Genomic DNA, 11,818 nt, shown 5'->3' on the forward strand with positions numbered 1-11,818 from the left:
AATGAAAGATTATCGACCCTGGCTTGTGAACCTGCTGGTGCTGACGCTCAGCGCCTGTCAGGAAGCCCCCGAAAAGCAGCAGAATATGGAGATTAGGCCTGTCGCCCAACAACCTAAGCCCAATCTGGTGATCATCTATGCTGACGACCTGGGTTATGGCGATGTTGGCAGTTATGGTGCCACAGGAGTGGCAACCCCCAATATTGATGCCATTGCCTCCAAAGGCCTCAAACTGACAGATGCTCATGCCTCAGCCGCCACCTGTACTCCTTCCCGTTATTCATTGCTTACCGGTGAGCACGGTTTTCGCAGTAAAGCCGCCATTCTTCCAGGGGATGCTCCCTTACTGATCAGCCCGGAGCAACCTACTTTGCCCAAGTTACTGAAAAAAGCCGGTTACGCTTCGGCAGTGATAGGTAAATGGCATCTGGGGCTGGGCTATGGTGAGGTGGACTGGAATCAGGCGGTCAAACCCGGTCCTTTGGAAATTGGTTTTGACTATAGCTTTCTGTTGCCTGCGACCGGTGACAGAGTCCCCACCGTCTATCTGGAAAATCATCATGTGGTCAATCTGGAGCTGGATGATCCACTGGAGGTTAACTACCAGCAAAATATCGGCAACCGACCCACAGGACACTCCCACCCAGAGTTACTCAGAGTTAAAGCTGATCCGCAACACAGCAATACCATAGTCAATGGTGTCAGCCGCATCGGCAGCATGACAGGAGGAGAGTCGGCCTATTGGGTTGACGAGGAGTTCCCGGATATCTTTACCGCCAAAGCCGTCGACTTTATGCGGAAGCACAAAGACCAGCCATTTTTCCTGTTCCACTCCATGCATGACATTCATGTACCAAGAATGCCAAACCCACGCTTCAAGAATGCGTCTACCATGGGACCAAGAGGAGATGCCATTGCGCAGCTGGACTGGATGACGGGACAGATAGTCGAGGAGCTGGAGAAGCTGGGTATCGCTGACAACACCATATTGATATTTACCAGCGACAACGGCCCGGTACTGGATGATGGTTATCAGGATATGGCGGTGGAACTCCTTGGCGAACACAAACCCGCCGGACCTTTACGGGGTGGCAAATACAGCGCCTATGAAGCGGGAACCCGTGTCCCAACCATAGTTTACTGGCCGGGTACCATAGCGCCCGCAGAGAGTGATGCTCTGGTATCTCAGTTGGATATTTACGCCACCATGGCAGATATCATCGGCTTACCTCTGGCAGACACAGAAGCGATCGACAGTGAGGTGCAAACCCCCGCCTGGCTGGGAAAATCGGATAAGGGCAGAGACTGGCTGGCACTGGAGTCGGTGGGCACTGTCTCCCTGAGACACGGAAAATGGAAATACATCAGACCCCTGCAAAATGAGTCCCTCCCTGCCTGGCTGCACAATAAGGATATTGAAACCGGATTGCAGGGCACTCAGCAGGTGTTCAACCTTGAGACTGATATTGGTGAGCAACGAAATCTGGCGGCAACAGAGCCGGAAAGAGTCGTGATTATGCAGCAAAAGCTGGGAGAAATTATCAGCAGCGGTTACTGAGGAGGCCCACGCCTCCGGGTGATTGTCGGATTTACCCGCCTGAAGCAGGGCGGGTAACGGCTTACCTGCTAACTCCGCCTGAAAGCGTTATTTCTTAATAACACCCACGCGTTAATTAAAGTTCCACTCATCCCGTGGAGACACCTGCCTCTGAGCCATCAACTGCTCAGCCTGCTGTACCAGCTCAGGGTGGAGGGAAGCCAGGTTATTGGTTTCAGCGGGATCTCTCGCCAGGTTGTACAATGCAATCGGTCCTGCAGAGAGTGCGCGACCTCGCCCTTCAGTTTTGTGATAGTGCCGAATTGCCTTCCAGTCACCCATGATGACAGCCTGCGAGGGGTTCTTACTGTGGAACTCCCAATATAAGGCGTCGTGGATCTGAGTCTGATCCTGCTCCAGCATAGAGGACAGGACAGATTTCCCCTGAATATCAGCGGGAACTGTCTTTCCCAGTAGCTCAGCAAAGGTGGGCAAGATATCCCAGAAAGCGGAAACCACCCCACTGTGTGAACCCGGCTCAACCTGTCCGGGCCAACGGGCTATCAAAGGCGCACGAATTCCGCCTTCATAGAGGGTCGCTTTCTCCCCCCTGAGGCCATTGGTGCTGTTAAAGAATTCAATATCAGATCCGCCTGCAGTTGCTGCGCCATTGTCACTGGAAAACAGCACCAGAGTATTGCTGTCCAGCTCCAGCTCTTGCAGCAGTGCCATGACCTCTCCCACATCCCTGTCCATCCGGGAAATCATGGCTGCCCGCGCAGCTCTGGGCCTTGGATGGGGAGTATAGTCACTTCTATCAGTGACCATGTGGGGCGTTTCATCAAAGTCATAGCCTTCAAGCTCGGTATCAGGGATCTGCAAAGCCGCATGGGGAACAACAAAGGGCAGGTAAAGGAAGAAGGCTTCATCTTTATGCTTGCGGATAAACTCTTTGGCACGGGCAACAATAAGATATGGCGCATAGTCTGGCCCCATATATTCCTGGTAATCGCCAGCACTGTCTGTTCTTGGGTGCACATTGATAGGGGGATTTTGCAAACTGTCCATGCGGCGGTTGTGCCACAGAAATCCGGGGAAATAGTTGTGGGCGTTACGCTGGTCCAGGTAGCCGTAGAATTCATCAAATCCCATCGCCTGAGGATTACCGCTGCTTTGCAGTGACCCCAGTCCCCATTTACCAAATGCCCCGGTTTGATAACCGGCATCCTGAAACAGATGAGCCAGGGTGAAACTCCCCTGAGGTAAAGGGTATTGCCCCTGGAAATCCGGGGTTGCCGGGACTTTTTTTTGCTGATAGTTGCCTCTGACCGCCGCATGCCCCATATCCATGCCGGTCATCAGACTGGCTCTGGATGGCGCACACACAGCACTGCCGGAGTAATGACGGGAAAAGCGCATTCCCTCAGCAGCCAATCTGTCTATGTTGGGAGTTCGGATTTTTTGCTGACCATAGGCGCCGATATCTCCAATTCCCAAATCATCTGCAAGAATGTAGATGACATTGGGCCTGGAGGTCTTATCCAAGGCCGAAGGGCTTTCCGGCGGGGCGCAGCCAGCCAATCCCAAACTGACAGCCCCAACCAGTAAAAGCACTCTTTGCACTGGCCTCTCCCTATATTTTGCTGACTTCAGCTTCAGCACAAAGGGCTGTTTGCAGGCCCTCACCGGCACTGGCGATATAGATGGTTTCCTTCAGGCCAAAACGCTTTCGGTAAAGCATCGGGATCGCCTCAACCAATCTGGGCACATCCTCCTGCGAACACATACAGATAACCGCCCCACCGAACCCTCCACCTGTCATGCGCGTCGCGCAGTTGTCTCCCAGGGTTCTGCGACAAATCTCTACCAGGCCATCTGTCGCGGGCACAGTGACCTCGAAGTCATCCCGCAAGGAGCTGTGAGAGGCTGCCATCAGCTCACTTAGCTTTTCCAAATCATTGTTTTGCAACGCCTCAGTTGCCTCAATCACTCTTTGATTTTCACTGATAACATGACGGGCACGTTTAAACTCATTCTGGGTCATCATATGACCGCAGGCTTCCAGCTTTGCCAAATTCGCTTCACGCAAACTGGCCACTCCCATCTTGGCTGCCGCATTCATGCAATCGGCACGACGCTGGTTATATTCACTTTCCACCAGCTTGCGGGGGAAGTTGGAGTTGATTACCACCAGCGCCAACTCATCAGGAATGGGATAACTTTCAATGGCGAGGTTTTGGCAGTCTATCTTTAGTGCCTGGTTTTTAAGGGCTTTGGCTGACACCAGCTGATCCATAATGCCGCACTGACACCCCATAAAATCATTTTCAGCCTGCTGACCCAATAACGCGATTTGCTCAGCAGACAGACCCAGCTCAAAAGCCTGGTTCAGCGCGCCACCCAGAGCCACTTCAAGAGCGGCTGATGAGGACAAGCCTGCCCCCTGAGGGACATTGGAGCTGATCAGCAGATCAAGGCCACCCAATTTATAGCCATTCTTCATATAGATAGCGGCGACTGCCCGCACATAATTCCCCCAATGACTTAACCCCTGGGTAAGCTCATGGGTTAATTCAAAAGCCTCACTCTCACCGGGATAATTGGTGGAATAAACCATTATCAAATTGTCGCTTCGATGCCGATAGGCAACACTGGTGCGAAACTGCAAAGCACAGGGTAAAACAAAGCCATCGTTATAATCGGTAAACTCGCCAATCAGATTGACCCGCCCCGGCGCACTGCTTATCCCCTCGGCGGAAGCAGTAAAGCATGTCTCGAATTGTTGTAATAATTTTTGGGCATTCACCGCTGTGCCTCCTTTGAATAATGTACCCCGCTCACCTCTCTGAGGAGGTGGGCTGCTCTTTCCGGCGTCAAATCACGTTGGCTCTCTGCCAACATCTCATACCCCACCATAAATTTCTTCACCGTCGCAGAACGCAGCAACGGCGGATAAAAGTGGGCATGCAGCCGCCAGTGACTCTTATCCTCCATATCACCCGGCGCGTTGTGCCATCCCATGGAGTAAGGAAAACGACAGCGAAACAGATTGTCGTAACGGATGGTCAACTCAGACAATATAGCTGCCAGTGCTTCAACCTGTTGTTCATCAAGCTGACCCATATCAGTCAATCCTGACTTGGTGAGCAGCAAGGTTTCAAAGGGCCATTTTGCCCAGTAAGGAACGACGACGATCCAGTGGTTATTTTCCGCAACGGTTCTACTGCCATCTGCGAGTTCCATCTGCAGATAATCATCCAGCAGACAGCTCGCTTTCTCACTGAAGTACGCCGCCTGACAAGCATTTTCCTTCTCAATTTCTGAAGACCTGTGTTGATGAGCCCAGATTTGGCCGTGAGGATGAGGCTGAGAGCACCCCATGGCAGTCCCTTTATTCTCAAAAATATGGATACAGGGATAATCATTGGAAAGTTCCAGATAATGCTGTCTCCAGGTATAAACAACCCGGGTAATATCATCAATCGCCATATCAGCCAGTGTCTTACTGTGATCAGGCGAGAAACAGACAACCCGACAAACCCCGTCAACCGGCTCAAACCGCGCTAATGGATGGCTAAACTCCACTGTGGACGGAACCGGTCCGGGCTTAATCGCGCCGAAATCATTGGTAAATACGAAGGTGTGCTGGTAGTCAGCATTGAGTTCGCCATTGGCCCGCTCATTCCCCGGACACAAGGGGCAGTCAGACTCATAAACAGGAAGTTCTTCCCCGGCCACAGCCTCCACCGCACCTTGCCAGGGGCGATTATTTCTGTGTGGTGAAACCAGAACCCATTCGTCCAACAAAGGGTTGTAACGGCGATGAGGTGATTCAAATACGCTCATAACAACTCCTATATTCCGGCTGGATAATTTGTCTGCCAGCGCCAGATATCGGCTGCCATACTTGTCAGATCACGTTGGCTCTGCCAATTCAGGATACGTCTGGCCAAACCGGGATCGGCGAAAGAGCTCGAGATATCGCCGGGACGCCGGGATTTTATTTCACAGGGGATCTGTACGCCGGAAACCGCTGTAAATGCTGCGACCATCTGCAGCACTGAGTATCCTGTGCCTGTGCCCAGATTACAGGCGAAAAAGCCGCTCTGATGATTATCATTGTCCAGCGCTTTGACGTGCCCGGCCGCCAGATCCATCACATGGATATAATCCCTGACTCCGGTGCCATCGACTGTTGGGTAATCAGCACCGAATATCTCGAGTTTTGCCCGTCTTCCCACGGCGACCTGCGCAATATACGGCATAAGGTTATTGGGTACACCGAGTGGGTTATCCCCCAACTCACCAGACTCATGGGCACCTATGGGATTAAAATAACGCAGAGAGGTTGCCTGCCAACGTGGGTCTGACCCACACAGATCTGACAGTTGCTGCTCAACCATCACCTTACTCCAGCCATAGGGATTGGTTGCCCGCACAGGATGTGCTTCATCAATAGGGATATAGTCAGGGTCCCCGTATACCGTCGCTGAAGAGCTGAACACAATCCGGCGCACAGCGGCCCGGTCCATTGCCCGTAACAAAGACAGGCTGCCGGCGACATTGTTGTCATAGTAGCGCAGGGGGTGCTCAGTGGACTCACCTACCGCTTTCAGTGCCGCAAAGTGGATCACTGCATCACACTGATAGCCAGTCAGGACCTGATACAGCTTATCTGTATTCCTGATATCCCCCTCAATAAAAGCAGGTTTGACACCACTGATTTTTGCTATTTGCTCCAATACAAGCGCACTGGAGTTGGACAGATTGTCAAAAATAACCGGCTCGTGTCCTGCCTCCAGCAACGCCAGGCAGGTGTGACTGCCGATATACCCCATTCCACCGGTGACTAAAACTTTCACCTGCTCCCCCTGTCTGTTAAAAAATACTTAACATTTAATTTATATTATAAATACGACTAAAGACAAGAGATATGTGCAGATAACTGGTTTTATCCCGCCAGCGTGCCGGGAAACAGCTCCATCCAAATCGACAAGGACTTGCCGGGCGCAAGCACTGTCACGCCAGCATCGCTCATGCCGGATTGATAACGATTGAATCCATCCACTGCGATACTCTGGGGCTCAACACAAAAGAAGTCCTGGTCATCCGGAACATAAAGCTGAAGAAAATCGCAGGTTTCGGAGGTACGCATCGCTAAACTTAATCCAGCCCCGGGCCAGATGATCCTGCAGTGCCCCCCAAACCCGGTGAACATGTTATCCAGCCCTGTCCCCGCCAACTTCAGCCCTGGAGCTGACATAAGCTCCTCGGGGGCGGGCTGCCTCACGGATAACATCATGTCGTTATCCGTTAGCCATTTACCTTTGCACGGGGCGATTAGTCTGGTGTCTTGCGTCAACGGAAAGTAAGGATGAAAACCCAGCCCGGCAGGCATGTATTGCTTTCCATAGTTGCAGATCGTCATTTCGACCCTGATACTGCGACGGCTTAATGAGAAGCGTTGGCAACAGAAGTAGTTGAATGGCCAACGGCGACCATCTTCATAATGGCTGATAATCAGCTGATTTCTGGACTCATGTTCAACCAACCACTTCTGCTGCCACCCAAACCCATGAATAGCATGGGGCTCAGGAGGATGATTCGCTGCCAGCTCTATCAGCCGGCCCTGCCAATTGAACACTCCCTGATTAATACGATTACAAAAAGGCACCATGGGAAAGCTGGCGGTGGACAACACATGATTGGTTTTGTCCCAGGGTCTGAGAAAGGATTGCCACTTGCCATCCACAAAGGCATCCAGACGGGTAATGCTCCCCCCGAGGGCAGGAGATACAGTCAACCTTAGAAAATCATTGGAAAGATACGCCAGCTCATCCATGCATCACCTCATTGTAGTATTTATATTATAATTAATATGAAATAATCAAGCTGAGGGTAAGTGTCAATCTTTCTTTTGATGAGAATCGGCGCGGACGCTGCCAGTTAATAGCGAAAAGTCAGGTACAACAACTAGATATTATATTTATTGGCCGGTGTCCCTGTGACACCGGAAATTTGATAAACCAGCAGGTTTCCGGCTTCTGGTTGCCGGGAGACTTGCTCAGCAGACAGGTCGGTACTGGCTGTTGTAACAAACAGGAGGTTCATATCCGGTCCACCAAATGAGACGCAGCTTGGTTGGCTTACGGGCAGGTGAAGCACAAAGTCAATCTGCCCTTCAGGGGTGTATCTGACAACCCGGCTGCCATTCCACTGCGCATTCCACAAGCCTCCACCGGCATCCACCGCGGAGCCATCGGGGAATACAGTGTCAGGTGTTCGGACAAATATTTCGGCCGGCCCCAGGCTGCCATCTTCAGGCTCCCAGGGATGACGGTATATCAGGTGTTTAGCTGAGTCGGCGCAGTATAACCACGCCTTATCCTGACTCCATGCCAGTCCATTGAATATCTCAAAGCCACCGCAGTGACTCCTGCACTCTCCCCTATCCAGGCTATACAAGCTTCCCTGTTCGCCGACACCAGCATTCCCTTCCACCATGGAGCCGCACCAAAACCTTCCAGCGCTGTCCACCCGGCCATCATTCAGCCTGGTGGGTCCTGGTGCAGTTTCAGGGCGGGCCAGCCATTCAAGCTCTCCACTATCAAGCTGATAGAGTCCAAAACCTGTATCAAATGCTGCCAGGATGGTTCCGGGATTGTCAGTCAGCGCAAAGCTGCAAAGCCTTCGGGGAAGTTTGTACTGAGTCAAATCGCGGGATGAAGGCGCAAAGCAATACAGTAGGCATGCTTCAATATCTGTCCACCAAACCTGTTGCTGCCCGGCGTCCCATATCACCCCCTCCCCCAAAATATTGGCGACGGGTACTGAATACAGAAACCGGGCAGAAACCATTACGCCATCACCACCAGGCTGCATACTCGGCGATCAAAATCAGAGTAACGGCGACTCCGGCCAGGTTATAGCCTTTGGATGTTGAGAAGTTCACATCAGCCAGTTCAATGCCTTTGGGCTGAGCCTTGTTCTGCTCAGCCAGAGAAACGATAACCGCAAGGGCAGCGCAGAGCAGGAATACCAATCCAACTCTGTCCATAAAGGGCAACTCAGGCCAGAACAACTTGAAGGCAAATGACAGCACGGCAGATCCCAGCGCCGCCGCCAGCCCAGCGTTGGCGGTGGTCTTTTTCCAGAACATACCAAACAGGAAAAGCACCACTATGCCAGGGGTGAAGAAGCCAGTGAACTCTTGAATATACTGAAAAGCCTGATCGAAATTGCCAAGTAAGGGTTTGGCGGTAAAGAGTGCAATAATCATGGCCAGCAGGCTGACAGTTCGTCCGACTCTGACCAGGTGGCCGGGCTGATGCTCTTTACTGCCCAGTTTACTGTAAACATCCATGGTGAAAATGGTGGCAATACTATTGGTCATGGAAGCTACAGAGGAAACTATCGCGGCAATCACAGCAGCAAAGATCAATCCCCTTAACCCTTCCGGCATCATCAACATTAATTCAGGATAAGCTCTGTCGGGACGGTCCAGTTCAGGCAGCAGCAGGTAAGCAGCAATCCCCGGCAGCACCACTATGATAGGCATGAGTAACTTCAGAAATGCAGCAAAGGCGATGCCTTTCTGCCCCTCTCGCAGGCTCTTTGCCGCCAGGGTGCGCTGAATAATGTACTGATTGAATCCCCAGTAAGAGAGATTCATCACCCACATACCGCCAATCAATACAGACAACCCGGGCAGATCTATATAGTGGGGGTGGTCCTTGGCAAGGATCATGTCAAACTTCTCAGGCGCCTGGGCAAAAATATTATCCAAACCTGCCAACAGGCCCTGCCCCTGACCCAGCATTTCCAGTGTCGTCACCGTCAGGAACAGGCCGCCGAATACCAGAAGTACCACCTGAATAATGTCAGTGAAGGCAACAGCCTTAAGGCCGCCATAGAGTGAATAGGCAACAGAGAACAAACACAGGAACAGCATGCCGTAGAACATATCCACACCGGCTATGGTATTAATCGCCAGAGCTCCCAGCCACAATACAGAGGTAAGGTTGACGAAGATATAGACGCCAAGCCAGAAGATAGCCATGATCAGCCTGACACGACCATCAAACCTCTGTTCAAGGAACTGAGGCATGGTGTAGATTTTCTTTTTCAGGAAGATGGGCAGAAAGTACTTACCCACAATGATCAGAGTAATCGCTGCCATCCATTCGTAGGAGGCGATGGCCAGGCCAATTTTATAACCGGAGCCGGACATACCAATGATCTGCTCGGCGGAAATATTGGCGGCTATCAGCGATGCCCCAATCGCCCACCAGGGAAGAGAGTTACCGGCCAGAAAGTAATCATTGGCATTTTTTTCATGTCCGGCCTTTTCTCGGGAAACCCAGAACGCAATGCTGGTCAGAGCCACCACATACAGGGCGACCACAGATAAATCGAGTGTGGTTAGTTCCATATACTCCCCCAATGAGCATATTTGTTATTGTCATTTTGTCGCAGACCTGAGTCCCGACACCAGTTACTACTCCTTCAAAACTGCCCGGTAGATGGCGGAAAATCCGCTTAAGCAGGTTTGCTTGTCATCGACACAACCGGGAGTTAATTGCTTCATTTTCATTGTTGTTTCAAACAGCCCACACAATGGAGGACTGCCAATAAGGGTGATAGACGCCAATTCATCAAGACGCCACTCTTGGGCCATCAGGGCCGCCCTGATGTCACTGCCTATCAGTAACCCCGACAGGTAGGAGCTGGCCTCTTCTGGCTTCAAGCGCCCCAGAACCTGCAAGGTTCTGACACTGAACAGGCCATGGACAAACTGCCCATTCTCACTCTCCAGCGTCAGTTTCGCGCCCCGTTGAAAAGCGCACATATCCATCTGCTCTGCGGCTTGCTGGATCAGGACGCTCTGATGGCACAAGAGGTCGTAAAGCTCTCCTGTAATGGCCGTTTTGACCATAGAGATAACACCATCTTTCACCAGTACCCACTTGGTGTGTGTACCGGGTAAACATAAAAGATGTGTACCCTGTTCATGGCGGGAGTCCAGTTTGAGCCATCCCAGCACATGTATCTCTTCACCACGCATAACATCCATATGCTGATCATTGTCTGCACAGCTGACCCCGGGAATCACATAGACTTTGTGGATACCTGCCATAAAACTCACCGCATGCAACGCAACATCCACGGGAGATACAGGACAAAACACATAGGGAGCCTCATGCCAGCCAAGGTTAGAACCAATATGTCCGGACATAAGAACCGGGAGACCACCATAGCTGGCACTCCAGGAAGAGATCACCGAAGTGAGCACAGCCTCGAAGTCATTACCTGCTTTGGTCACCCCGGGGCCGGAGACACTGTCCAGAACAGTCAGCTCTTTACCGACAGCAAGGCACAGGTAAGCCCTGAGGCAACTCGCCCCCCAATCAACCACTATTACCTTATCCGGGGCTGTCACTTATACCCTGCCTCCATCTATCACCATGCACTGCCCAGTGATAAACCCACTGTCATCAGACGCCAAAAACAGGGCGAGCCTGGAGATATCTTCTGGTGTAATACGTTTTGGAATTGCCACCATTTCCATCAGTTGCTGTTCATGCTGCGGCGAGAGCCACTGTTGCAATTGCCGCTCAGTGGCCACCCAACCCGGCACGATGGCATTTACCCGGATGTCGTCAGCCCCAAAGTCTCTGGCCAGTGCCTTGGTCATTCCGGCTATGCCGGCTTTGGCCGTCACATACGCAGCCATATTACGCTCCCCAAGATAAGCCATGTTGGAGCAAAAATTGAGGATCACGCCACCCTGAACCTTAAGCAGAGGGACGGCAGCCTGAGATGCAAAAAACGCTGGATGCAGGTTGATACTCATGCACTCAAGCCACTGAGATTCAGAGATTGACTCTGAGTCATATCTGGCGTCGTTGCCAACGTTGTTAATCAATACATCCAGTTTCCCAAGCCCGGCGATGCTCGCCTGCAAGGCTTTGGTATCGGTAACATCCAACTGAGCAAACTCGAGCTTCTGTCCGGAGGTTAACTGCAGGCCCTTTATCAGCGCCTCCCCTGCATTCTTGTTAATGTCGACAAAGGTGACATCAGCCTCCTGCTCCACAAAAGCAGTAACCAGCGCAGCACCAATTCCTGTTGCTCCACCAGTGATAAAAACATGCCGCCCGCCCAGCTGATAATTCAGCTGTGAAATGGTCATATATCTACTCCTTTTTAATAGCCCCAAAAGAAAAGCTGTAACAGCATGCTGACTTTTGCAACTATTTCAGCCAATTATTCTTGACTGAT

10 protein-coding genes are annotated in these 11,818 nt (G+C 51.7%); 1 reads left to right on the top strand and 9 read right to left on the bottom strand.

Translation table 11 applies throughout. From position 1 onward, the window contains the following. Nucleotide 1: 1 nt before the first annotated feature. Nucleotides 2-1,558 carry a sulfatase family protein gene (locus L2725_RS07880; RefSeq protein WP_249248436.1) on the top strand — a complete coding sequence of 519 codons (1,557 nt, stop codon included), beginning with the start codon at nt 2-4 and terminating at the stop codon, nt 1,556-1,558. Between the two features lie 111 nt (nt 1,559-1,669). Here the strand turns inward: L2725_RS07880 and L2725_RS07885 are convergent, their stop codons facing one another. The 9 genes from L2725_RS07885 to L2725_RS07925 form a co-directional block, all read right to left on the bottom strand. Then, nucleotides 1,670-3,160 (bottom strand): arylsulfatase, encoded by a 1,491-nt coding sequence (locus tag L2725_RS07885; RefSeq protein ID WP_249248437.1) that lies wholly within the window; start codon nt 3,158-3,160, stop codon nt 1,670-1,672. A gap of 10 nt (nt 3,161-3,170) precedes the next feature. After that, nucleotides 3,171-4,343 carry a galactokinase gene (gene galK, locus L2725_RS07890; protein WP_249248438.1) on the bottom strand — a complete coding sequence of 391 codons (1,173 nt, stop codon included), beginning with the start codon at nt 4,341-4,343 and terminating at the stop codon, nt 3,171-3,173. Then, nucleotides 4,340-5,383 (bottom strand): UDP-glucose--hexose-1-phosphate uridylyltransferase, encoded by a 1,044-nt coding sequence (locus tag L2725_RS07895; protein WP_249248439.1) that lies wholly within the window; start codon nt 5,381-5,383, stop codon nt 4,340-4,342. Before L2725_RS07895 ends, galK begins: the two co-directional genes overlap by 4 nt. A gap of 8 nt (nt 5,384-5,391) precedes the next feature. After that, nucleotides 5,392-6,399, bottom strand: a complete 1,008-nt coding sequence (gene galE / locus L2725_RS07900) for a UDP-glucose 4-epimerase GalE (protein WP_249248440.1) — start codon at nt 6,397-6,399, stop codon at nt 5,392-5,394. An 89-nt stretch (nt 6,400-6,488) separates the two neighbouring features. After that, on the bottom strand, nt 6,489-7,379 hold the full coding sequence (locus tag L2725_RS07905) for an aldose 1-epimerase (protein WP_248935323.1): 891 nt from the start codon (nt 7,377-7,379) through the stop codon (nt 6,489-6,491). 131 nt (nt 7,380-7,510) lie between these two features. Next, complete coding sequence (locus L2725_RS07910) at nt 7,511-8,419, bottom strand: SMP-30/gluconolactonase/LRE family protein (RefSeq protein ID WP_249248441.1); 909 nt, start codon at nt 8,417-8,419, stop codon at nt 7,511-7,513. Then, entirely contained in the window at nt 8,403-9,968 is a 1,566-nt protein-coding gene (locus L2725_RS07915) for a sodium/sugar symporter (protein WP_249248442.1), read from the bottom strand. Before L2725_RS07915 ends, L2725_RS07910 begins: the two co-directional genes overlap by 17 nt. Nucleotides 9,969-10,034: 66 nt before the next feature. After that, the gene (locus L2725_RS07920) at nt 10,035-10,976 is read right to left on the bottom strand and encodes a 2-dehydro-3-deoxygalactonokinase (RefSeq protein WP_249248443.1); all 942 of its coding nucleotides are present in this window, start codon (nt 10,974-10,976) and stop codon (nt 10,035-10,037) included. Then, the gene (locus L2725_RS07925; RefSeq protein WP_249248444.1) at nt 10,977-11,729 is read right to left on the bottom strand and encodes an SDR family NAD(P)-dependent oxidoreductase; all 753 of its coding nucleotides are present in this window, start codon (nt 11,727-11,729) and stop codon (nt 10,977-10,979) included. Nucleotides 11,730-11,818 lie beyond the last annotated feature (89 nt).

Origin of the sequence: Shewanella corallii (assembly GCF_023349125.1) — a bacterium.
Taxonomy (GTDB): domain Bacteria; phylum Pseudomonadota; class Gammaproteobacteria; order Enterobacterales; family Shewanellaceae; genus Shewanella; species Shewanella corallii.

What these genes read in the sequence shown, in the direction of transcription:
- L2725_RS07880 (WP_249248436.1), top strand. Translation starts at nt 2, where the DNA reads ATGAAAGATTATCGACCCTGGCTTGTGAACCTGCTGGTGCTGACGCTC.
- L2725_RS07905 (WP_248935323.1), bottom strand. Translation starts at nt 7,379, where the DNA reads ATGGATGAGCTGGCGTATCTTTCCAATGATTTTCTAAGGTTGACTGTA.
- L2725_RS07925 (WP_249248444.1), bottom strand. Translation starts at nt 11,729, where the DNA reads ATGACCATTTCACAGCTGAATTATCAGCTGGGCGGGCGGCATGTTTTT.
- L2725_RS07910 (WP_249248441.1), bottom strand. Translation starts at nt 8,419, where the DNA reads ATGCAGCCTGGTGGTGATGGCGTAATGGTTTCTGCCCGGTTTCTGTAT.
- L2725_RS07895 (WP_249248439.1), bottom strand. Translation starts at nt 5,383, where the DNA reads ATGAGCGTATTTGAATCACCTCATCGCCGTTACAACCCTTTGTTGGAC.
- L2725_RS07915 (WP_249248442.1), bottom strand. Translation starts at nt 9,968, where the DNA reads ATGGAACTAACCACACTCGATTTATCTGTGGTCGCCCTGTATGTGGTG.